Annotated in this window: 21 protein-coding genes and 2 tRNA genes; 9 read left to right on the top strand and 14 right to left on the bottom strand. The window is 56.2% G+C overall.

The features are described 5' to 3' along the window. Nucleotides 1-18 precede the first annotated feature (18 nt). Nucleotides 19-732 carry a rhomboid family intramembrane serine protease gene (locus I6E56_RS08935; protein ID WP_307842813.1) on the bottom strand — a complete coding sequence of 238 codons (714 nt, stop codon included), beginning with the start codon at nucleotides 730-732 and terminating at the stop codon, nucleotides 19-21. A 125-nt stretch (nucleotides 733-857) separates the two neighbouring features. Further along, nucleotides 858-1,397, bottom strand: coding sequence for a peptidylprolyl isomerase (locus tag I6E56_RS08930; RefSeq protein ID WP_197106889.1), 540 nt, complete (start codon nucleotides 1,395-1,397; stop codon nucleotides 858-860). Nucleotides 1,398-1,530: 133 nt separating this feature from the next. Between I6E56_RS08930 and I6E56_RS08925 the strand changes: the two genes are divergently transcribed. Then, nucleotides 1,531-2,082, top strand: a complete 552-nt coding sequence (locus I6E56_RS08925) for a hypothetical protein (protein WP_197137444.1) — start codon at nucleotides 1,531-1,533, stop codon at nucleotides 2,080-2,082. Nucleotides 2,083-2,193: 111 nt separating this feature from the next. Here I6E56_RS08925 and I6E56_RS08920 read toward each other — a convergent pair whose 3' ends face one another. The 11 genes from I6E56_RS08920 to dnaA form a co-directional block, all read right to left on the bottom strand. Beyond that, nucleotides 2,194-2,958 (bottom strand): SDR family oxidoreductase, encoded by a 765-nt coding sequence (locus I6E56_RS08920; RefSeq protein ID WP_197137443.1) that lies wholly within the window; start codon nucleotides 2,956-2,958, stop codon nucleotides 2,194-2,196. Between the two features lie 326 nt (nucleotides 2,959-3,284). Then, nucleotides 3,285-3,357, bottom strand: a tRNA-Ala gene (locus I6E56_RS08915). A 30-nt stretch (nucleotides 3,358-3,387) separates the two neighbouring features. Next, a tRNA-Ile gene (locus I6E56_RS08910) sits at nucleotides 3,388-3,461 on the bottom strand. Between the two features lie 48 nt (nucleotides 3,462-3,509). After that, entirely contained in the window at nucleotides 3,510-3,917 is a 408-nt protein-coding gene (locus I6E56_RS08905) for a DUF3566 domain-containing protein (RefSeq protein ID WP_197137442.1), read from the bottom strand. Beyond that, nucleotides 3,910-6,486, bottom strand: coding sequence for a DNA gyrase subunit A (gene gyrA / locus I6E56_RS08900; RefSeq protein WP_197137441.1), 2,577 nt, complete (start codon nucleotides 6,484-6,486; stop codon nucleotides 3,910-3,912). Before gyrA ends, I6E56_RS08905 begins: the two co-directional genes overlap by 8 nt. A 59-nt stretch (nucleotides 6,487-6,545) precedes the next feature. After that, nucleotides 6,546-8,540 carry a DNA topoisomerase (ATP-hydrolyzing) subunit B gene (gyrB, locus tag I6E56_RS08895; RefSeq protein WP_197137439.1) on the bottom strand — a complete coding sequence of 665 codons (1,995 nt, stop codon included), beginning with the start codon at nucleotides 8,538-8,540 and terminating at the stop codon, nucleotides 6,546-6,548. 166 nt (nucleotides 8,541-8,706) lie between these two features. Continuing rightward, entirely contained in the window at nucleotides 8,707-9,207 is a 501-nt protein-coding gene (locus I6E56_RS08890) for a DUF721 domain-containing protein (protein WP_197137436.1), read from the bottom strand. Continuing rightward, nucleotides 9,200-10,363, bottom strand: coding sequence for a DNA replication/repair protein RecF (gene recF, locus I6E56_RS08885; RefSeq protein WP_197137434.1), 1,164 nt, complete (start codon nucleotides 10,361-10,363; stop codon nucleotides 9,200-9,202). Before recF ends, I6E56_RS08890 begins: the two co-directional genes overlap by 8 nt. An 11-nt stretch (nucleotides 10,364-10,374) precedes the next feature. Then, a complete protein-coding gene (gene gnd, locus I6E56_RS08880) occupies nucleotides 10,375-11,259 on the bottom strand; it encodes a phosphogluconate dehydrogenase (NAD(+)-dependent, decarboxylating) (protein WP_197138269.1) in 885 nt (294 codons plus the stop codon). 15 nt (nucleotides 11,260-11,274) lie between these two features. Beyond that, the gene (gene dnaN, locus I6E56_RS08875) at nucleotides 11,275-12,420 is read right to left on the bottom strand and encodes a DNA polymerase III subunit beta (protein WP_197137432.1); all 1,146 of its coding nucleotides are present in this window, start codon (nucleotides 12,418-12,420) and stop codon (nucleotides 11,275-11,277) included. A gap of 326 nt (nucleotides 12,421-12,746) precedes the next feature. Then, complete coding sequence (dnaA, locus tag I6E56_RS08870; RefSeq protein ID WP_197137431.1) at nucleotides 12,747-14,162, bottom strand: chromosomal replication initiator protein DnaA; 1,416 nt, start codon at nucleotides 14,160-14,162, stop codon at nucleotides 12,747-12,749. Nucleotides 14,163-14,449: 287 nt separating this feature from the next. On the opposite strand from dnaA, the gene rpmH reads away from it, so the two are divergent. The 8 genes from rpmH to I6E56_RS08830 all read left to right on the top strand — a co-directional run bounded on the left by rpmH (nucleotide 14,450) and on the right by I6E56_RS08830 (nucleotide 19,347). Then, a complete protein-coding gene (gene rpmH / locus I6E56_RS08865) occupies nucleotides 14,450-14,587 on the top strand; it encodes a 50S ribosomal protein L34 (protein ID WP_055810406.1) in 138 nt (45 codons plus the stop codon). 30 nt (nucleotides 14,588-14,617) lie between these two features. Next, nucleotides 14,618-14,938, top strand: coding sequence for a ribonuclease P protein component (gene rnpA, locus I6E56_RS08860; protein ID WP_374061661.1), 321 nt, complete (start codon nucleotides 14,618-14,620; stop codon nucleotides 14,936-14,938). Then, nucleotides 14,935-15,246, top strand: a complete 312-nt coding sequence (gene yidD, locus I6E56_RS08855) for a membrane protein insertion efficiency factor YidD (protein WP_197137430.1) — start codon at nucleotides 14,935-14,937, stop codon at nucleotides 15,244-15,246. Before rnpA ends, yidD begins: the two co-directional genes overlap by 4 nt. 7 nt (nucleotides 15,247-15,253) lie before the next feature. Next, complete coding sequence (gene yidC, locus I6E56_RS08850; protein WP_197137429.1) at nucleotides 15,254-16,237, top strand: membrane protein insertase YidC; 984 nt, start codon at nucleotides 15,254-15,256, stop codon at nucleotides 16,235-16,237. Then, complete coding sequence (locus I6E56_RS08845; protein ID WP_197137428.1) at nucleotides 16,234-16,764, top strand: R3H domain-containing nucleic acid-binding protein; 531 nt, start codon at nucleotides 16,234-16,236, stop codon at nucleotides 16,762-16,764. Before yidC ends, I6E56_RS08845 begins: the two co-directional genes overlap by 4 nt. Before the next feature lie 14 nt (nucleotides 16,765-16,778). Then, a complete protein-coding gene (rsmG, locus tag I6E56_RS08840) occupies nucleotides 16,779-17,414 on the top strand; it encodes a 16S rRNA (guanine(527)-N(7))-methyltransferase RsmG (protein WP_197137427.1) in 636 nt (211 codons plus the stop codon). Nucleotides 17,415-17,479: 65 nt separating this feature from the next. After that, complete coding sequence (locus I6E56_RS08835) at nucleotides 17,480-18,397, top strand: ParA family protein (RefSeq protein WP_307842811.1); 918 nt, start codon at nucleotides 17,480-17,482, stop codon at nucleotides 18,395-18,397. Further along, entirely contained in the window at nucleotides 18,397-19,347 is a 951-nt protein-coding gene (locus I6E56_RS08830) for a ParB/RepB/Spo0J family partition protein (protein ID WP_197137426.1), read from the top strand. Before I6E56_RS08835 ends, I6E56_RS08830 begins: the two co-directional genes overlap by 1 nt. A 1,082-nt stretch (nucleotides 19,348-20,429) precedes the next feature. Here I6E56_RS08830 and I6E56_RS08825 read toward each other — a convergent pair. Then, the gene (locus tag I6E56_RS08825) at nucleotides 20,430-21,380 is read right to left on the bottom strand and encodes a D-alanine--D-alanine ligase (RefSeq protein ID WP_197137424.1); all 951 of its coding nucleotides are present in this window, start codon (nucleotides 21,378-21,380) and stop codon (nucleotides 20,430-20,432) included. Between the last annotated feature and the right edge of the window lie 2 nt (nucleotides 21,381-21,382).

Raw genomic sequence — 21,382 nt, 5'->3', positions numbered from 1 at the left:
TGGATAACTTTTAGTCAGCTATAGAACGAAGATCCGCACCAGCGTCAGGCTGATCAAAGCCACGACGACGAGGGCCACTAAGGCGATCTCAGAATTGGCAGATCGCTTATTGCGCTGCCGCAAGAAGATGAGCGCGAGAACCGCACCCGTAATGAGCCCTCCAACGTGAGCTTGCCACGAAATGTTGAGGCCGGGGATAAAGCCAGCCACGAGGTTGATCACGAGCACGATGAGCAGCACGCGGTTGTTTACACCCATACGGCGCTGAATCACGAAGAACGCGGCCACGATTCCGAAAATCGATCCGGAGGCTCCCAGCACGACAGAGGTAGGAGCGAGCAGTAGCACTGCGACTGACCCGCCTAAGGCGCTGATCAAGTACAGCGCGACAAATCGCGCCCGCCCTAGTGGGATCTCCAGCGCTCGACCGAAGATGAAGAGCGTGAACATATTGAAGCCGAGATGGAAAATGCTGCTTGTTGAGTGCAGGAAGGCCGAAGTAATCATCCGCCACGGCTCAACAGCCGTTAGTGGCGGGTAATACACGAGCGCTTGAGTCACGCCTAGGCCCGGAATGAGCTGCAGCAAGAAGATTGCAACAGTGAGACCGATCAGCGTGTACGTTACAACCGGTTTGCCCTGTGAGGCACGAGCCGCGCGAACCAGAACAGGTTTGCGCTTCGGCCCATTAGCGCGAGCTTCTTTTATGCACTCGGGGCAATGTACGCCCACAGCTGCCTGCGTTTGGCAGCTGGGGCATACGGTACGCCCACATCGTTGGCAGAGTGTAAAACTCTGCCGGTCAGGATGCCGATAGCAATAGTTACCGCTGGCATCCGGGGATGTGGTCACGAAGTTTAGACCTCGTCAATCGTGACGGACTCGATGACGATGTCGGTGAGGGGCTTGTCGCTGCCATCGGTATCGACGGCTTCGATAGCGTCGACTACCTTGCGCGACTCGTCGTCAGCAACAGCACCGAAAATGGTGTGCTTGCCCTGGAGCCAAGGAGTAGCAACGGTGGTGATGAAGAACTGCGATCCGTTGGTTCCCTTGCCTCCGCGCGTGCCGGCGTTTGCCATAGCGAGGATGTAGGGAGCCGAGAAATCGAGCTCAGGGTGGATTTCGTCGTCGAAGTTGTAGCCGGGGCCGCCAATGCCCTTACCTAGGGGGTCGCCACCCTGCAGCATGAACTGCTTGATGATGCGGTGGAAGATCACGCCATCGTAAAGAGGTGCGTTGGTCTTCTGACCGGTAGCGGGGTGGGTCCATTCGATATCGCCCTTGGCGAGACCAACGAAGTTAGCAACGGTCTTCGGCGCGTGGTTGCCGAAGAGGTTGAGACGGATTTCTCCGAGATTTGTCTTGATCGTGGCAACTGCGGTGTGTTGAGACATAAGGTCAATTCTTACATAGCCAACCTGAGCCTCAGATCCTCGTTATTCAGGGTGCTCACAGCCAAAGCAGTGCGCACACGGAACCGACCGTGGCAGTATGGACTCACCGTTCGACCATCTTTGGAGGTTTCCCGTGGCACTAACTCGCAAACGCCGGAAAGAACTCAAGCGCTTGAAAGGTCAAGCTGAAGACCTGTGGGCCGACCAAAAGGAGCTGCTTGACCACGCTTCTGCGGTTGTACGAGAGGCGAGCCACCAGGCCGCCAGTTACGCCCGCGAAGAAGTCAGCCCTAAAATCCACAACACGATCGACTCCCGGGTAAAGCCAGTTGTCTCGTCATCCGTTGCTGGAGCCCGCTCAGTGGCCGAGAGCACCCGCTCCAAGGTCAAGGGTGATGTATTGCCTGCTGTCACGTCAGCGCTCGGCACAGCCCTTGCCGCTCTCGAAGTAGCCAAGAACCAGCAGGTTCGGGATGCGTTCGCTCGCGTTTCGGGTCTCGCTGCGACCGCTGGTGAGAAAACCGGGCTCGTCAAGGCACAACCGCAGCCCAAGTCGGCCGGCTTCGGTCGCTACATCCTCATCGGCATTGGTGTCGTTGCTGCAGTAGGCGTCGCGTACGCCGCGTGGCAGACACTGCGCGCGGATGATGACCTGTGGATCGACGACGAAGCAGAAACGGCATAGCCTTTCGCTTTTTCACACCGCGCACGGTGTAGCTCCAACCTCTAAAAGTTCTGGCCCGGTTCACCTCGAACCGGGCCAGAACTTTTTGGCGCGAACGCGCCGCTGGCGTTGCTAGGCAAGCCCGCCGTTCGCAAAGAGTACTTGCCCATTGATCCAGCGTGCAGGGCCAGCGAGGAACGAAACCACTTCGGCGATATCGTCTGGCTGCCCCAGTCGCTGGAGGGGAGCCGCTTGGGCAAGCTTCTCGATTGTGGCGTCATCCTTGCCATCAAGAAATAGCGGCGTCGCGGTCGGGCCGGGAGCCACAGCATTGACTGTGATGTCCTTGCCTCGAAGTTCGCGGGCGAGCGTGAGCGTTATGCCTTCCACAGCGGCCTTGCTCGCGGTGTAGGCGCCATAGGAAGGGAATTGTGTGCGCGTCACCGAGGTGGAGAAATTCACGATCGCGCCGCCCGCCTGCACTCGTCGTGCCGCCAGCTGAGAAACCACAATCGTGCCGCGGATGTTGGTGCGGTGCATCCGATCCAGATCATCGAGCTTGAGTTCAACGATCGGGGCGAGAACCATGATTGCAGCCGTATTCACGACGACATCGATTCGCCCAAACTCTGCCTCGACAGCATCGAAGGCCGCAATCATCTGTACCTCGTTTGCGACATCGCCTCCCACTGCCATCGCGCGCGAACCTTCGGCGATGAGCGCCGACACTGTCTCGTCGGCGCGCGCCTTATTGCCGCTGTAGTGCACGGCAACTGCAACGCCATCCTGGGCGAGGCGCTGAACAACTGCACGGCCGATTCCACCGGAACCTCCCGTGACGAGAGCCACACGCTCGATCTTCGTCTCGGGCGCGTGGGTGCGGGGTGTTGTATTCATTGCGGGCCATCACTTTCTTCGATCGTCGTGTGATTCTCGATGCGGGCAAGTCAGTCATCACATAGTGCACGTTCGTTCTGGCTAAATCTTCCGCCCTCGAGCTGAGGTAGCGCTGCGCGCAGCGTGATTGCGGCGGTCTGCGTCGCGGCTAGCCGCACCTCGGAGGCCCCTTCAGCGGCCTCCTGTGGGGCAACAGCGCCACGGAGGGAGTCGGAGACAGATTCACAGAGAATCGCCGCCACAAGACTTTCGCCCATCTTGCGCGCAGCTTCGAGGGAATGCAAAAACCCCGGCCAGAAGACTGGCCGGGGTTTTTGTTCTTGCTGTGGAGCCTAGGGGAATCGAACCCCTGACCTCCTGCTTGCAAAGCAGGCGCTCTACCAATTGAGCTAAGGCCCCAATTTGAGGAACCTCTTGTGGAGATTCCAGTGGGGGTACGTGGACTTGAACCACGGACCTCTTCGTTATCAGCGAAGCGCTCTAACCGCCTGAGCTATACCCCCGTTGGGCAGATACGAGAGTATCGCATTCTGACCGTTTGGCGTAATCGACTAGTTGTTAGTGAAACCCACGAGGATTCCGCCAGTTAGTCGAACGCTGAAGTTATAAAGCATACTCGAAATTGCGCCTAGTGCTGTACCGATCAAAACGTTCAGTACTGCGACGACTAACGAGAATCCGGCAACCTGTGCGAGCGAGAATGTGCTCGCCACGCTGAAGGAATCGTCGCTCAAAATGTCGCGGAAAATCTCATCGACTTTTCCAAATATTCCGGTGGAGTTCAGCACGATCCACACTAGGAGCGTTGCGACCACGAGAACGATTCCCAGGGAAACCGCTACGAGGAACGAGAACTTCACGGCCGACCAGAAGTCGATGTACACGAGCTTGAGGCGAACCTGTTTCACTGATGTTTGGCGCTGCGACTTGCGCTGCAGCTTCTCTGCGACACTACTCATCTACCGACTCGTCCTTCCCAGCAGGGGCATCTTCGCTTGGAACACTATCGTTTCCAGCTTCAAGTTCTTTTTTCTCGAGGTTTCGTTCGCTGTTTCGTGCGATTGCAATGATCTTGTCGTCCGCTGCGAAGCGAGCAAAGACCACGCCCATAGTGTCACGACCCTTGGCCGGAACCTCAGCGACAGATGAGCGTACCACCTTGCCACTGGCAAGAACCACAAGTACTTCGTCCTCGTCCCCGACCATCAAAGCACCCGCTAAGTCGCCGCGAGTACCATCCAGTTTGGCAACCTTGATGCCCAAACCACCACGTCCCTGAACGCGGTACTGGTCCGCTGCGGTGCGCTTAGCAAAGCCGCCCTCGGTGACGACGAACACGAAACCGCTCTCGGGAACGACGCTCGCGCTAAGCAATTGATCATCCTCACGGAAGCTCATGCCCATGACGCCCGACGTTGAACGCCCCATCGGTCGCAACGCTTCATCGGATGCCGTGAAGCGAATCGACATTCCCTTGCGAGATACCAACAGAACATCGTCGGTGTTCTCCACAAGCATGGCCGAGACGAGTTCATCGCCTTCCCGCAGGTTTACGGCAATGATGCCGCCGCTGCGGTTGGTGTCGTACTCCGCCATAGCCGTCTTCTTCACGAGACCATTGCGGGTTGCAAGCACCAGGTAGGTGGACTGCTCGTAGTCACGGATATCGAGAATCTGAGCGATCTCTTCGCCGGGCTGCAGCGCCAAGAAATTGGCAACGTGCTGCCCCTTGGCATCCCGGCCACCCTCTTGAAGCTCGTAGGCCTTGGCTCGGTACACGCGACCCGTGTTGGTGAAGAACAGCAACCAGTGGTGCGTCGTGGTGACGAACAAGTGGTCAACGATGTCATCGGCACGAAGTTGTGCGCCCTTGACTCCCTTGCCACCACGGTGCTGGCTGCGGTAGTTGTCGCTGCGGGTGCGCTTGACGTAACCGCCGCGCGTCACAGTAACCACCATCTCCTCTTCGGGGATGAGGTCTTCCATGCTCATGTCGCCATCGAAACCCATCATGATTTCGGTGCGGCGGTCGTCGCCGTACTTGGCAAGCAACTCCGTCAGTTCTTCACTGACGATGTTGCTCTGGCGTTCCTTGCTCGCAATGATTGCCTTGAAGTCAACGATTTCGAGCTCAATAGCATCGTGCTCGTCGATGATCTTCTGGCGCTCGAGTGCCGCGAGTCGACGCAGCTGCATGTCGAGGATGGCGCGGGCCTGAATCTCATCGATGTCGAGGAGATCGATCAAGCCGTTGCGCGCATCTTCAACGGTGGGCGAACGGCGGATGAGGGCAATGACCTCATCGAGAGCGTCCAAAGCCTTGAGATAACCACGCAGGATGTGGGCACGTTCTTCAGCCTTACGCAGGCGGAACTCGGTGCGGCGAACGATCACTTCGATCTGGTGAGTAGCCCACTCGGTGATGAAGCCATCGATTGAGAGCGTTCGCGGAATGCCGTCAACAATCGCGAGCATGTTTGCGCCGAAGTTTTCCTGCAGCTGGGTGTGCTTATAGAGGTTATTGAGAACAACCTTGGCCACAGCATCGCGCTTGAGCACGATGACGAGGCGCTGGCCGGTGCGACCCGACGTCTCATCACGGATGTCGGCGATGCCGGCGAGCTTGCCGTCCTTGACGAGATCAGCGATTTTCAGTGCCAAGTTGTCGGGGTTCACCTGGTACGGGAGCTCGGTGACCACGAGACACGTGCGGCCCTGAAGTTCTTCGACATTGACGACGGCGCGCATCGTGATCGAGCCACGACCCGTGCGGTAAGCATCCTGAATCCCCTTGATGCCCAAGATTTGGGCGCCGGTCGGGAAATCTGGGCCCTTGATGCGCTGAATCAGCGCCTCAACCAGTTCTTCGTGAGAAGCATCGGGGTTAGCCAAGTGCCAGAGAGCACCCTCACCAACCTCGCGGAGATTGTGCGGTGGGATGTTCGTGGCCATACCGACCGCGATACCCACTGAACCATTGACGAGCAGGTTCGGGAAGCGGCTCGGAAGAACGGTGGGTTCTTGAGTACGACCGTCGTAGTTGTCTTGGAAATCAACGGTGTCTTCTTCAATGTCCCGCACCATTTCCATAGCGAGCGGGGCCATCTTTGTTTCCGTGTAACGGTGGGCAGCAGCACCATCGTTACCGGGAGATCCGAAGTTTCCTTGGCCAAGGGCCAGTGGGTAGCGAAGGCTCCACGGCTGAACCAAACGAACGAGGGCGTCATATACCGAGGAGTCACCGTGCGGGTGGAACTGCCCCATGACGTCACCGATGACACGGGTGCACTTAGAGAAACCCTTGTCTGGGCGGTAGCCGCCGTCGTACATCGCGTAAATAACGCGACGATGCACGGGCTTCAAACCATCGCGCACTTCAGGGAGCGCACGACCCACGATGACACTCATCGCGTAGTCGAGGTAGGAGCGCTGCATCTCCAGTTGGAGATCGACCTGGTTAATCTTGTCGTGCCGGTCGTCTACGGGTGCATCTTCGAAGGTCTTCTTCGGAGTTTCTTCGTCAGCCATTAAGTTTCAGTTCCAGTCTGTGTCAGTCGCGAATGCGGGCGCCGTGTGCTGTGCTCGAGCTAGATGTCTAGGAAGCGGACGTCTTTGGCGTTGCGCTGGATGAAGTTTCGACGTGATTCAACGTCTTCGCCCATGAGGGTTGAGAACGTTTCGTCAGCTGCAGCTGCGTCATCCAAGGTGACTTGAAGAAGCGTGCGAGTAGCGGGGTCCATCGTGGTTTCCCACAGTTCCTTGTAGTCCATCTCACCGAGACCCTTGTAGCGCTGGATGCCGTTGTCCTTAGGCATACGCTTTCCTTCGGAAAGTCCCAGTTCGGTCAGCTTGTCGCGCTCAATGTCGCTGTACACGTATTGGTGTTGCGCGTTGCTCCACTTGAGGCGGTAGAGCGGCGGTTGTGCCAAATAGACATAGCCCAAATCAATGAGCGGGCGCATGTAGCGGAAGAGCAGTGTCAGAAGCAGCGTTGTGATGTGCTGGCCGTCGACATCGGCATCGGCCATCAAAACGATCTTGTGGTACCGAGCCTTCTCGGGGTCGAAGTCTTCGCCAACACCGGCACCGAAGGCTGTGATCATGGCCTGGACTTCTGCGTTGCCGAGTGCGCGATCGAGGCGCGCCTTCTCAACGTTCAAGATTTTGCCTCGCAGCGGAAGGATCGCTTGGAACTCGGGGTTGCGGCCCTGAACGGCGGAACCGCCAGCCGAGTCACCCTCAACCATGAAGATCTCAGACAGCGACGGGTCTTTACTCGAGCAGTCGCGCAGCTTTCCGGGCATTCCGCTCGACTCGAGCAAGCCCTTACGACGGGTCTGCTCGCGCGCCTTGCGGGCAGCGAGTCGAGCTTGGGATGCCTGAATGGCCTTGCGAATAACGTCGCGGGCCTGCGTGGGGTTGCGGTCAAACCAGTCCCCGAGCTGCTGGCCGGCGATGCGCTGAACGAAAGCTTTGGCTTCGGTATTGCCGAGCTTGGTCTTGGTCTGGCCTTCGAACTGGGGTTCTCCGAGTTTGATCGAGATAACCGCAGTCAACCCTTCGCGAACGTCGTCTCCAGAAAGGTTGTCATCCTTTTCCTTGATGATGTTTTTCTCGCGCGCATAGCGATTCACCAACGTGGTGAGCGCAGCGCGGAAACCCTCTTCGTGGGTTCCACCCTCGTGAGTGTTGATGGTGTTGGCGTAGGTGTGAACGCTTTCGGAGTATCCCGCGGTCCATTGCATGGCTACTTCAAGCGAAATTTGCTTTTCAGTGTCTTCTGATTCGAAGGCAATCACGTCGGGGTGAATGAGTTCGTTTTTCTTCGACTTGTTCAGGTACTCGACATAGTCAACGAGGCCGCGCTCATACATGTAGCTCTCGACGATTTCTTCTTCACCGCGCTCATCCGTGATGGTAATGCGCAGTCCTTTGTTGAGGAATGCCATCTGTTGGAATCGTGCGCGCAGAGTTTCAAAATCAAACTCGACCGTTTCGAAAGTCTCTTTGCTCGGCCAGAAAGTTTGCTGGGTTCCTGTTTCGTCAGTGCTTTCGCCCTGGGTAAGAGGACCAGTCGGTACGCCGTTGGCAAAACTCATTCGCCAGACGTGTCCCTGACGACGCACCTCGGTGTCGATCTCAGCGGAGAGCGCGTTTACGACGGAGATTCCTACGCCGTGGAGACCCCCCGATACGGCGTAGCCGCCGCCGCCAAACTTTCCACCCGCGTGCAGGATCGTCATAACCACTTCAACAGTGGATTTCTGCTCCTGCTGGTTGAGGTCGACGGGGATGCCGCGGCCGTTGTCGCGAACGCGAATCGAACCGTCTTTGCGAAGCCAAATGTTGATGTTGTCGCAGTAACCCGCGAGGGCCTCATCCACAGAGTTATCCACAACCTCATACACAAGGTGATGGAGACCACGGGGGCCTGTAGAACCGATGTACATTCCGGGGCGCTTGCGCACAGCCTCGAGACCCTCAAGGATCTGGATTTGATCGGCACCGTAACTGTCAGCGGCAACATGACCGTTGGCAATGATGTGGCTTTCGGGCACGTCGTTCTCGGGCGTCGATGTCATCTGAAGTTAGGCTCCTGCCGCTAGTTCACGCTGGCCATTCGGAGCGGATAACTCCCTGAGGAGGCGCGTCCGACGGCTTCTGAGATTCTACCAAATTCCGAGAGGCTGCGGCGCTCAAATTGCCTTCTGCGGGAGTTTCTTTAGTAGCGTGACCTATTTTGCCTTCCTAGCCGTAAGTATCTCGCGGGCCCCTACCTGGAATTGATCTGGGGCCTCTTTTCCACGAAGGGGCGTTGGGCCCTTCAAAGCGCACAGATTCCACACCGGCTTCTGGATGCTGTTGAGCGATGGTCGTGGTGATGTGCCCACGCATGAGTCGAAGCTGAGTGGCCCACGCTGTCGAATCGCACCGAATGGTGAGCACTCCCTCTTCAATTCCAATGGGTTCCGAGTGCTCTGCAGTTTCGGCACCCACGATTGAGGTCCACGCGAGGAGTAATTCTGAGCGCGCTAGAGGAGAACTCCACCCCATGCTCATCGTGAGGTTATCCATCACATCGCCGAGCCCATGCGGATCGCGACCGGGGGCAAAAGGCACGCTGGTACCCGGTTCTTTGCGGTTGCGCTTGCGCGCCATGTACGAGCGTTTGCTGGCGTCGCCGAAAATATCGCGAAATCTCAAATAGACCGCAACGTGTTCATCCACGGCGGGATCACGATCATTCATCGTCAATTACCTCGCCTGCCCGGATGCGAACCACATTGGCGGCGAGTTCCGCCGGAACATCGCCGAATACCGCAGCGGTAATGAGAACTTGCTCGAAACCCGCGATCGAAGTAGCAAGTCTTTCGCGACGAGATTGATCGAGTTCGGCGAAGACATCATCGAGAATCAGCACGGGGTCGCCTGCCGAAGACTCACGACGCAACAGCTCGGCGGATGCCAATTTCAGTGCGAGGGCGAATGACCATGATTCACCGTGGCTGGCATACCCTCGCGCCGGAAGCCCGTTAAGGCCGAAGATCAGATCATCCCGATGCGGTCCAACAAGGGTAATTGCGCGATCGCGTTCTGCTTTTCGCACGGATACTAGGGCAGCTGTGAATGCTTCAGTCGCGTCAGCGACCGAAATTATTTCGCCGACCGCGCTAGTGGCTACTGCATTATCCGGGTCATCCTGGCGAGAAATGATGGTTAGCGAATTAGCGAGCGTTGCCCCATGGTCTGCACCAACGATGCGCTCGTAAGCAAGGGATACTTCGGGGCTCAGGTCGGCGACCAAGGCACTGCGGGCGCTGATAATTTCGGCGCCAAAGGCCACGAGCCGCTCATCCCACACATCAAGGGTGCTCAATTGGGTGTCTCGAACTCCGGATGCCCGGGCCGATTTCAGCAGCATGTTGCGTTGTTTCACGACTCGTTCGTAGTCGCTCATTACGCCGCTAAATCGTGGAGAGCGAAGAACGAGAAGTTCATCGATAAAGCGACGACGTCCGGAAGGTTCGCCGCGCACGAGTGCCAAATCTTCGGGCGCAAATAGAACACTCGAGAAATAGCGCGGAAGTTCACGGGTGCGGATGACGGAACGATTGATCTGAGCGCGGTTAGCGCCAGAACGATTGATCTGTACTTCGGCCAAGAATTTTCGTTCGTTATGTTCGAGGCGAACACGCACAATCGCGGCATCCGTCGACTGACGAACCATAGCGTGATCGGTTGAGACACGGTGTGAACCGAGAGTGCTCAAAAAACCTAGAGCTTCGACCAAGTTCGTTTTACCTTGGCCATTGGACCCAACGATGAGTGTGGGTCCTGCACTGAGTTCTAAAGTAAGGCCCTTGTAATTACGAAAGTCTTTGAGCTCCACATGAGTTACACGCATTGCGGCGAAGCTTAGCTCTTGCGGACGCTATGCCCGCCGAACTGGTTGCGGAGAGCGGCGACTGCCTTCATGGAAGGTGAGTCTTCTTGACGAGAGACGAAACGCGCAAAAATCGCGGCGCTAATCGTTGGGACAGCTACGGCCTGATTGAGAGCCTCGTGCACAGTCCAACGGCCCTCCCCCGAATCCTCAACGTAGCCAGCAATATCAGCGAACTCGGGATCTTCTTCGAGAGCTTTGACGAGGAGTTCAAGCAACCACGAGCGAACGACTGTTCCTCGCTGCCACGCCTTAAAGGTGCCGGGAACGTCTTCGATGAGATCCTTGCGGCTATCGAGGAGTTCAAAACCTTCGGCCCAGGCCTGCATGAGGGCGTATTCGATGCCGTTGTGAACCATTTTTGCGTAGTGCCCTGCGCCAACAGGGCCAGCATGAACGAAGCCTTCTTCGCGAGGTCCTTCAGGGCGCAGCGCATCGAAGATCGGCATTGCACGTTCGATATCCGACTTGTCGCCGCCGGCCATGAGCCCATAACCGTTGTCGAGTCCCCAGATTCCGCCAGAGACACCCACATCAACGAAGGAAATTTTTAGTTCTGTGAGCTGATCACGGTGAAGCTGGTCATCGGTAAATCGCGTATTTCCGCCATCAATGACGAGATCGCCCGGTTCGAGAAGTGCCGAGACATCAGTAATTACAGAATCAGTAATGGCACCGGAAGGAACCATTACCCACACAATGCGCGGAGTCGGTAGTGCATCCACCAAGTCAGACAGCTCAGCCACATCGCTAACCTCAGGATTGGGGTCATAACCCGTCACGGTGAGTCCCTGAGCCCGCATGCGCTCGCGCATGTTTCCGCCCATTTTTCCTAGGCCGATAATTCCGAGGTGCATCATGTCTGTCATGAACTATCTCAACAACAGGTTGGGCTGCAGCAGGTACTTATAGTTGTCGCTACCTGGCTGATCCTTTGACGACTGACTCGTAATAAGCACCGGACCAGGCTTATTGGGGTTATCGGTTTTAGTGAACGAAATTCGAACGAATTCCGAATGAACCGAGCTCAAACCATCAATCAAGAATTGCGGCTTCAGAGAGACCACCGTGTCATCGCCGGTCAAGAATGCATCGATGGTTTCGGATGCCTGAGCTTGCTCGGACCCGATTGCCTCCAACGTGACGCCTTCAGTCGTGAAAGTGAACCGCAGCGCTGCTTCACGCTCGAGTACGAGCGACACTCGGCGGACAGCTTCGATGAGCTCGCCCGTGTTCATTACTGCGAAGTTATCCACAGTCTCGGGAAAAAGTCGGCGAACCGGTGGAAAGTTGCCCTTGATGAGCAATGACGTCACGGTTTTCTTGTCGGCTTGGAAAGCAATCAGCTCACGTTCGTCAGAACTAGTGATCGCTACAGAAATTTCTCCGCTGTTGCCGAAAGTCTTACCGACTTCCATCAGAGTCTTAGCTGGCACCAAGGCGGTTGCGGTTTCAACGCCCGAGGCACCAGCATCCCACTCGATGTCGCGAACTGCTACTCGGTAGCGGTCGGTGGCGACGAGAGAAATATTGTTCTCGGAAACCTCGAGTTGAACGCCAGTGATGACCGGCGTTACGTCGTCACGCGACGCAGCGACAGCAACCTGAGAAATTGCGGCGGCGAAAAGGTCGGCCTTGAGAGTTCCCACCTTGTCCGAAATCTGAGGAAGTGAGGGATACTCCTCAACTGGCATACTCGAGAGCGTGAAATGTCCGGTGCCACAAGCAACGGTGATTTTATTGTCTTCAGTGCTGAAACGTACAGGAGCATTGGGAAGTCGGCTGGCGATATCCGCTAAAAGCTTCCCAGAAACCAACACGCGTCCTGGTTCTTCAACCTCGGCAATGATCTGCGTTCGAGCAGAAACTTCGTAATCGAATGATGACAACGTGAGTCCATCATCGGAAGCTTCTATCAATACACCGCTCAGGATCGGCAGCGTTGTGCGCTGCGGCAGCAGTTTTACCGCAAACGAAACCGCCTCGCTGAAGACGTCACGATTGACTTGAAACTTCATGAACTACCCCTAACCGGATCACGCTCTGGCCGTTAATACTGGCACAGCCGATCCACTTGCGAACTACAGGTTATTTGGGATTCAAATTTCATTCTTTAAAGGTCACACTCTTAACCGTTGTGGATTCTGTGAATAACTCGTCAGATTTCATGTAATTACTGGAAACTACAATCGTGTGACTTGTTGACGGCCAGTGGAGAATGCTCACAGTGTTCGTGGAAACTTGAACGACATGAATTCTTGATTCCACAGAAATTTAAATCTGATCAACAATCTTTCCGGCGAGTTGGAATGGTTATCCCCAAGTTATCCCCAAGTGGGAAAACCTATTTTTGGCTGAAACGCTGGTTTTGTTTGATGCGACTGGTGAGCTCAGTGACCTGGTTATAGATCGAGCGACGCTCTTTCATGAGCTCGGTGATCTTCTTGTTGGCGTACATCACCGTGGTGTGGTCGCGATTTCCAAACAGTTGACCAATCTTGGGCAATGAGAGATTCGTCATTTCTCGACAGAGATACATGGCGATCTGACGCGCAGTGGCGATTGCTTGCGAACGGGACGAGCCATAGAGGTCGTCAACTGAGAGTTTGAAGTAGTCAGCGGTGTGATTGATGATGTCCACCGGTGCGATGACGTTGTCTTCATCAAGAGTGATGAGATCTTTCAGCACAGTCTGTACAAGAGCCATGTCGACTTCGGTGCGGTTAAGACTCGCAAACGCGGTAACCCGAATCAGCGTTCCTTCGAGCTCACGGATGTTTGACGAAACCTTCGATGCCATGAATTCAAGGATGTCGTTGCCCACCTGCATTTTTTCGCTTTGAGCTTTCTTGCGAAGAATGGCGATGCGGGTTTCGAGATCGGGTGCCTGTACATCGGTGATGAGGCCCCACTCGAAGCGTGACCGCATCCGATCTTCAAACCCTGTGAGGTGTTTCGGAGGCAGGTCGCTCGTGATGACCACTTGCTTATTGTGATCGTGCAGTGTGTTGAAGGTGTGAAAGAACGCCTCTTGAGTGGAGTCCTTACCCTGCAAGAACTGGATGTCGTCGATAAGCAGAATGTCGATTTCGCGGTATCGAGACTGAAATACAGAAGCGCGGTTATTTGCGATCGAGTTAATGAAGTCGTTTGTGAATTCTTCGGAACTCACATAGCGAACGCGGATGCCCGGGTAGAGACTCTCGGCATAGTGACCGATGGCGTGCAACAAGTGAGTTTTACCGAGCCCGGACTCTCCATAGATGAAGAGTGGGTTGTATGCCTTTGCTGGTGCTTCCGCTACTGCAACTGCGGCGGCGTGAGCGAAACGGTTAGAGCCACCGATGACAAAGTTGTCGAAGCTGTATTTGGGATTCAAGCGAGAGTCACTTCGTCGCGGCGTTGACGCTTCGACGGGTTTCTGGGGTGTCGGCTCAATATATGGCTGCTCAGTGCGTGGAATATCTTGCGAAAGTGCATCTTGCTGGATTTCAGGGTTGACGACTGTGGCGAAGTTCGAAATACCGTGTTCGTCGTCGAGGGCCGCGATCGCATCGATGAATGGTTGACGCAGTCGCTGTTCGAGCATTCCCCGCGTGAGTTCGTTCGGAACCTCGAGGTACAGGGTGCCAGCCATCACGCCTTTTGGCTCAACCAGGTTCACGAAGCCTTGCAACTGAGGAGTAATTCGCTCATCACCGTTGAGGTGTGTCAGAACTGCTTGCCACAGTCCTTTAGTCGGGTCGGGTGTTTCCGACATTCTTTTCCCATCCCTTGGCAGTATTTACTCACAGGGTTATCCACTGGTGAGTACAGCTATTCTCGCTGAAATACTGTGGTCTTTTGGCCGTTGTGCACTGATAGTCATCGTAGTTGTCCACAGCATGTCGTTACCAATAAGGATGTATTCTGTGTGGATAATGCGCCGTTGCGAAAAGTGTGGTTTGACCGCACCCGTTTAACGCCGTAGTTTTAATCAGTTGACTTCTGGCCCTTGGGCCTACCAATTCTTCCCGGCTGCTAGAGCTGGGCCTTGGAGATATAGCTATGAGCAAGAGAACTTTTCAGCCCAACAACCGTCGCCGCGCGAAGGTTCACGGTTTCCGTCTGCGTATGCGCACCCGTGCGGGTCGCTCGATCCTGAGCGCTCGTCGCCGCAAGGGACGCACCGAACTCTCCGCGTAATCTCGTCCGGTGCTGTCTAAGGCAAACCGCGTGGCTCTTCCGAGCGATTTTCGCTTGGCGGTTCGTCGAGGTCGTCGTTACACAGCACCGCACTGCGTTGTCCACATTGTGAACAACGAGCGGTCTCAGGGCGTTCGCTTTGGTTTCATCGTTTCCAAAGCGGTAGGCAATGCGGTTGTCCGCAACCGAGTTCGCCGCCGGCTTCGCGCCGCGGCCGCTCAGCTTCTCCCGAACCTGCAATCAAATGTAGACATTGTGGTTCGTGCGCTGGCAGGTTCTGAGCAAGCTGAGTGCACTACGCTTCAGGCTGAGATTGCAGAAGGGATCGACCGCATCGTGGTGAAGGTATGAGTTCCGTCGTTACATTTGCGATGCTCTTTCCGCGCAACGTGTGTGTCTTTGTGTTGCGGATTTATCGTGCGGTGATCTCGCCTCTCTACGGTGATGTCTGCCGGTATTACCCTTCGTGTTCTTACTACACACTTCAAGCAATTCAAGAACACGGTGTTGTCCGTGGTGTCTGGCTTGGTTCTCGTCGTCTTCTTCGCTGTCACCCGTGGGCCGAAGGCGGAATCGATGACATCCCGGTTCGCCGGCACGACCGTTACCAGATCACCCGGTTCGGCTTTGTTGTAGCCGCAAGCCACGAAAGGGGCTAACTACTTCATGGATCTTTTTGCTTTCTTTGGCAGTCTGCTTTGGCCGATCAAGTGGGTAATCGAGGCAATCCTCGTGGCCTTCCACGAGATCATCACGTTCTTTGGCATGGATCCGGATGCGGGTCTGACCTGGGTTCTCTCGATCGTCGGCCTCGTGCTCGTCGTTCGCGCCGCGTTAATCCCGGTCTTCGTGAAGCAGATTAAGAGCCAGCGCCGCATGATGGAAGTCGCCCCGCAGCTCAAGAAGATCCAAGATAAGTACAAGGGCAAGAAGGATCAGTTCTCCCGCGAGGCAATGTCGCGCGAAACGATGGCGATGTACAAGAACGCGGGAACCAACCCGTTTAGCTCATGTCTTCCTCTTCTCCTGCAGATGCCGATCTTCTTCGGTCTCTTTTCGGTTCTCCGCGAGGCACAGCTCGAGGGTCACCCGGCGGGTGTTGGTCTTCTCAATGCAGATCTGGCCGAGTCCTTCGGCACATCGTCACTTTTCGATATCGCTCCCCTGCACCTTGCGATCAGTACTGCTGAGGGCAACGTTGCCGTCATCGTTACTGCCGTCATCATGGTGATTCTGATGACCGGTTCGCAGTTCATTACCCAGCTTCAGATTATGTCGAAGAACCAGTCGGCTGAGATGAAAGCTAGTCCCATGTACCGCCAGCAGCGGATCATGTTGTACCTACTCCCCCTCGTTTTCGCCTTCTCTGGGTTCACCTTCCCGCTGGGCGTTATGTTCTACTGGCTCGTCTCGAACTTCTGGACAATGGGTCAGCAGTTCCTCGTTATTAGGAACATGCCGACTCCCGGCAGTGAAGCGGCGCTTGCTCGCGAAGCTCGTTTGGCGAAGCGTAATCAGCGCAAGGGAATCATCGAAGAAGCTCCCGAATCAGAATCTGGAACCGCTGTGATTGAAGAACCCAAGAACGTGCAGCGGGATCAACCTGTAAGTAAGAACCGTGCAAAGAAGAAGCAGGGAAAGAAGAAATGACGAACGTTTCTGACATCGACACCACCGCAGTTGAGTCCGCTCCTGTGGAGGATCGCGAAGACCGTACGACTGCGCAGCTCGAGGAAGAAGGCGACATTGCCGCCGACTACATCGAGGAGTTGCTCGATATAGCCGACCTCGATGGCGACATCGAGATTGACGCTCGTGCCGGACGTTCCTACGTCTCTGTAACGTCGAGTGAGGACACCAACCTCCGCCTGTTGTCGAAGCCGGAAACTGTGACGGCTCTTCAGGAACTCACGCGCATTGCCGTTCAGAACAAGACAGGCGCGTTCTCGCGTTTGATTCTTGATATCGGTGGTTCACGGGAAGCTCGTGCAGCTGAGTTGTCGAAGCTTGTGGATACTGCTGTTGAACGTATCGAGTCCGGCGCAGATTCTGCTGCACTTCCGGCGATGTCATCTTACGAGCGCAAGCTTGTGCATGATGTTGTTGCGGAGCGCGGTTTTGTTTCACAGTCAAGCGGCGAAGGTCGCGACCGTCACACCGTCATTACGCGTTCATAGTTTCACGTGAAACATTGACTGATGAGCTGGGGCTTGAGCGCGAGCCCGAGATAGCGACTGAACTCTTTGGATCTCGCATCGATGTGGCGCGAGCGTATACGGAGAGCCTTGCCCTCCGTGGTGAAGAACTTGGACTTATCGGTCCCCTCGAAGTTCCGAGGCTATGGACTCGACACATTATTAACTGCGTGCTCGTCGCTCCCCTGCTTCGCCCTGGTCTCGTAGGAGATATCGGGAGCGGTGCTGGACTTCCAGGGTTGGTTCTTGCAATCGCACGACCCGACGTGGAATTTGTTTTGATTGAACCGATGGAGCGCCGCGTTGATTGGCTCAATGCTGAGTCAAACCGCCTCGGTCTTTCGAATGTCGTAGTCGATCGTTCGCGTTCGCAGGATGCTCCCTACGCTGAAGGACTGACTCAGATTACCGCCCGCGCAGTTACTGCTTTGTCCAAGCTCATCCCCTCCACCGAGCATCTTCTTGCTCCGGGCGGAGAGATGGTCTTTATGAAGGGCGCTCGTATCGATGAGGAGATCGATGCCGCATCCAAGGTTATCCGTAAGGCTCGACTGAAGAATGTCGAGTCTCTTGTTCTTGGTGAAGGGATCACTCCCGAAATCACTAGGGTCTTTCGGGCTAGAGTGGACTGATTCGGTTCCGTTCTGCGCAGCCTTCAATCTCGCCTTTTTGCAACCACACTGAGAGAAAGTTTCACGTGAAACATCCCGAAAGCGAAGTCAACGAACAAGGCAAGTCGTTCGATGAAACAACGCCGCTTGCGCGGGAGGTCGCGGATCTCACTCGCAGACGTGAGGCAGTAGCCTCAGCCTCACTCCCCCTGCCTGAGAATCCCCGTGTTTTCACCGTGGCAAATCAGAAGGGTGGAGTGGGAAAGACGACCTCGACCGTGAACCTTGCGGCCGCTCTCGCCCGCACTGGCGCTCGAGTTTTGGTTATTGATCTTGATCCTCAGGGCAACGCCTCCACCGCAGTTGGTGTGGAGCATCGCTCTGATACTCCGAGTGTCTACGACGTCATGATCAACGATGTTCCTATGGCTGATGTTATACAGAAGAGCCCTGAATTCAACGCACTGTATTGTGTGCCTGCCACGATTCACCTCGCGGGCGCAGAGATCGAGCTGGTTTCTCTTGTCGCTCGCGAACAACGTCTTCGTTCTGCGTTGGACGCTTTCCTTGCTGAGACGACCGAGCAATTTCACTATGTGTTCATCGACTGCCCGCCATCGCTTGGTCTGCTCACCATCAACGCATTTGTTGCGGCGCAAGAAGTTCTCATCCCCATTCAATGCGAATATTACGCGCTGGAGGGACTGAGCCAGTTGCTCAATAACATCAAGCTCATTGAGCGTCACTTGAACCCCCGCCTTCGGGTTTCGACGATTTTGATGACAATGTATGACTCTCGCACAAACCTGGCGAACCAAGTTGTCGACGATGTTCGCCAGCACTTTCCCAAGCAGGTTTTGACGACTGTCATACCCCGTTCGGTCAGAATTTCCGAAGCTCCCAGCTATGGGCAAAGTGTCATCAGCTACGACCAGAACTCCCCCGGATCGCTCTCCTACCTTGAAGCAGCGGCCGAGATTGCTTACCGAGGAGCACGCAAATAATGGCAGCACCAAAACGTACGGGTCTTGGTCGGGGAATTGGCGCGCTCATCCCCTCGTCGGATGAGAACGAAGAACGTCCAGTTGATGTTTTCTTTCCTGGTGGCGAGCTCACTCCGGAGAAACTCCGGTCGGTTCCGGGTGCTCGTCTAGCGAGCCTTTCCCCTCTGGACATTGTTCCCAACTCTCGCCAGCCAAGAACTGAATTCCGTCAAGAAGAACTTGAAGAACTCATTGTGTCTATTCGCGAGATTGGCGTACTTCAGCCAATTGTGGTTCGTCCGGTTGTTGGGGCCCGTGAGGGTGAACCACAGTACGAATTGATCATGGGCGAGCGGCGCCTCCGCGCAAGTAAGCACTTGGGCTTGGCGACAATCCCCGCCGTGATTAAGAGCACCGCAGATGAAGACATGCTTCGCGATGCTCTTCTCGAGAACTTGCACCGCGCGAACCTCAATCCGTTAGAAGAGGCGTCGGCTTACCAGCAGCTTTTGGCCGACTTTGGCATCACCCAAGAGCAACTGGGTGAACGGATTGGACGTTCACGGCCTCAAATTACGAATACTTTGCGTCTTTTGCGCCTTCCAGAAAGCGTTCAGCGCCGCGTGGCCGCCGGTGTGCTGTCCGCAGGACACGCTCGTGCGCTCCTATCGCTTCCTGACAACGCCGGAATGGAGCGGTTGGCAGAGAAAATCGTCAATGAAGAGCTTTCTGTTCGCGCAGCTGAAGCAGCTGCCGGCTCTCTGTCGACCAAGCCTCCACGTTCAAAACCTTCACGAGGTAAGAAGCAAGGTCATCTCGATGAGATCGCGGAGCGATTGGGCGACCGCCTCAACACCCGCGTCAAGGTCTCGCTCGGTGCCAGCAAGGGTCAAGTCGTTATTGATTTCGCCACCGTGGCGGACCTCAACCGCATCCTCGAGGAACTCGGTGACACCGGCTTCAACTCGTAGTTGACTGGTGCGCCTCCTCTTCTTGGTGCACGGTGCGGCGACCGCGGTGCTGATCGTGCGCTGGACAGAATACGGGCTTTAGAATCGGACGGCCCGCTGCATTGCGTGCCTGTTCCGATACTTCCCCCGTTGCGCTAGCGGCCCGGGAGTGCTGGTTATCCCGCGCAGTTTCGGTGGGCGTATCGGTGTGACAGTCTGCTCTTATGGCGTGTTCCGTATGCTTTGCGCTTGATAGCTGTCGTCCGCAACCGAGCAGCGGTTCATTTCACGCTCCTGTAAACAGGGTTCTCACGCTGCCACCCGCCGGCGCATGGGCAGGGGTTACTCCCCCGGATAACTCGATGAGTGCCTCTCGCTCTTCCTTAGGTGCGTAGCGTAGGACATTGTTCGGGAACACCGGATGAAATCTCCCCACGGCTACGCCTAAGGCTCGGTATTTGGCGATCTCGGGTGCGCCTTAGATAGTGCCCTGCGATTAGGTAGCCGTGGTGGCGGGTGGCGGGTGGCGGGTGGCGGGTGGCGGGTGGCGCGTGGCGGGTAGCCGCGTGCGTGCGCCCCCGTTGCGACGAACTTGGACCGCGTTCCCACCCGTTATGGATGGTGGGAGGTTTCACGTGAAACGTTACGAATAGTCGCGCGATCGAGCGATCGATGCCGTGGAATCACCGTGTTTCACGTGAAACTGCCGGCGATCTTTTCACGAACCACATCCATGGACTGCTCCACGTGAAACATTCATTCCTCGGCCGGCACCCGGGCCTTTGATTTACCGATGTTTCACGTGAAACTCACGGACGCGGTTCAACGTGTTTCAAAGAGCGGTCGCAGATGTTCCACGTGAAACACTGCGGGTGTGGGGTCGTTCAAATGGCCAAGGAGATTGCAACCCCAGCAATAGACCATGAATCGGACAACCGGCCAATGAGCCTCCGGCGAGACGGGCTGACCTGCATACTCGACTAAATCGGCAGCGGACTGGCTGAGAAAAACACTTGTACAGGGGCCGACTCACACGAATTCTGGTCCGAGGAGTGGTCCGCTTAAAGCGAGCCACTCCCCGGCTTCGGTGCATAACGCGCTGGCTAGCCTTCCATCGCGATGTCCGCGAGAGCCGCGTACACCCAGCCGAGGTCATGTCCCGCAGCGACGAGTGCTTGGGGAAGAATTGAAGTCTCAGTGAGGCCGGGCAGCACGTTGGCCTCGAGGAACCAGGGCGTGCCCGCGCCATCCACAATGATGTCTACACGCGAAAGGTGACGAAGACCCAACGCGGAGTGTGCGGCGAGAGCGGCCTCGGCCGCGCGGTCCGCCTCACCTTCCGAGATTCTGGCTGGCGTGTAAAAGCGCGTCTGACCGGCATTATAGCGAGCCTCGAAAGTGTAAGCTCCGTCGACTGGTTCGATTTCAACGGCGGGCAGGGCGACCGGCCCCATGCCGCTATCGAGAATTCCGATAGCGATTTCTACACCGGTAATGCGCTGTTCGATGAGAGCAACATCGCAGTAGTTGTAGGCGTTCACCATTGCCTGGGGAAGGTCGGTGCGATCGGTAACAATTGAAACGCCTTGGGCCGACCCGCCCTGAGCGGGCTTCACGACAAGCGCGCCGGAGAGCTCATCGGCGAGTTCATCAAGAATGCTGTGGGCACCAAGTTCACGGAATGAATCTCGAGACAACGCGATCGAGAGCGGCGTGCGGACTCCGACTCGGGAAACGAGTGCCTTGGCGGTCGGCTTGTCCCAGGCGAGGCGGGCGGCATCCGCGCGCGATCCCACATAAGGGATGCCGATGAGGTCGAGGAGACCACGAAGCGCACCGTCTTCCCCACTCGCGCCGTGGAGGGCTGGCCAGACAACATCGGGCTTTGATTCGCGAATGTAGGGAAGCAGCGTGGCATCCGGATCCCGGAGCTCGACGATCTTGCCCTGGGCGCGCAATCCGTCGGCGACGCGGCGGCCTGACCGAAGGGATACATCGCGTTCATGCGAAATTCCGCCGGCAAGAACGAGTACGCGGGTGGGTGAATCGTTCATAG

Source organism: Salinibacterium sp. NK8237 (assembly GCF_015864955.1).
Taxonomy (GTDB): Bacteria; Actinomycetota; Actinomycetes; order Actinomycetales; family Microbacteriaceae; genus Rhodoglobus.
Note: the sequence above shows the minus strand (reverse complement) of the source record. Positions and strands in the feature narration are given on the sequence as shown.

Excerpts from the sequence above, each read along its gene's own strand:
- I6E56_RS08930 (WP_197106889.1), bottom strand. The coding sequence starts at position 1,397 with ATGTCTCAACACACCGCAGTTGCCACGATCAAGACAAATCTCGGAGAA.
- I6E56_RS08920 (WP_197137443.1), bottom strand. The coding sequence starts at position 2,958 with ATGAATACAACACCCCGCACCCACGCGCCCGAGACGAAGATCGAGCGT.
- I6E56_RS08905 (WP_197137442.1), bottom strand. The coding sequence starts at position 3,917 with ATGAGTAGTGTCGCAGAGAAGCTGCAGCGCAAGTCGCAGCGCCAAACA.
- gyrA (WP_197137441.1), bottom strand. The coding sequence starts at position 6,486 with ATGGCTGACGAAGAAACTCCGAAGAAGACCTTCGAAGATGCACCCGTA.
- gyrB (WP_197137439.1), bottom strand. The coding sequence starts at position 8,540 with ATGACATCGACGCCCGAGAACGACGTGCCCGAAAGCCACATCATTGCC.
- I6E56_RS08890 (WP_197137436.1), bottom strand. The coding sequence starts at position 9,207 with ATGAATGATCGTGATCCCGCCGTGGATGAACACGTTGCGGTCTATTTG.
- recF (WP_197137434.1), bottom strand. The coding sequence starts at position 10,363 with ATGCGTGTAACTCATGTGGAGCTCAAAGACTTTCGTAATTACAAGGGC.
- gnd (WP_197138269.1), bottom strand. The coding sequence starts at position 11,259 with ATGCACCTCGGAATTATCGGCCTAGGAAAAATGGGCGGAAACATGCGC.
- dnaN (WP_197137432.1), bottom strand. The coding sequence starts at position 12,420 with ATGAAGTTTCAAGTCAATCGTGACGTCTTCAGCGAGGCGGTTTCGTTT.
- dnaA (WP_197137431.1), bottom strand. The coding sequence starts at position 14,162 with ATGTCGGAAACACCCGACCCGACTAAAGGACTGTGGCAAGCAGTTCTG.
- rpmH (WP_055810406.1), top strand. The coding sequence starts at position 14,450 with ATGAGCAAGAGAACTTTTCAGCCCAACAACCGTCGCCGCGCGAAGGTT.
- yidD (WP_197137430.1), top strand. The coding sequence starts at position 14,935 with ATGAGTTCCGTCGTTACATTTGCGATGCTCTTTCCGCGCAACGTGTGT.
- yidC (WP_197137429.1), top strand. The coding sequence starts at position 15,254 with ATGGATCTTTTTGCTTTCTTTGGCAGTCTGCTTTGGCCGATCAAGTGG.
- I6E56_RS08845 (WP_197137428.1), top strand. The coding sequence starts at position 16,234 with ATGACGAACGTTTCTGACATCGACACCACCGCAGTTGAGTCCGCTCCT.
- I6E56_RS08830 (WP_197137426.1), top strand. The coding sequence starts at position 18,397 with ATGGCAGCACCAAAACGTACGGGTCTTGGTCGGGGAATTGGCGCGCTC.
- I6E56_RS08825 (WP_197137424.1), bottom strand. The coding sequence starts at position 21,380 with ATGAACGATTCACCCACCCGCGTACTCGTTCTTGCCGGCGGAATTTCG.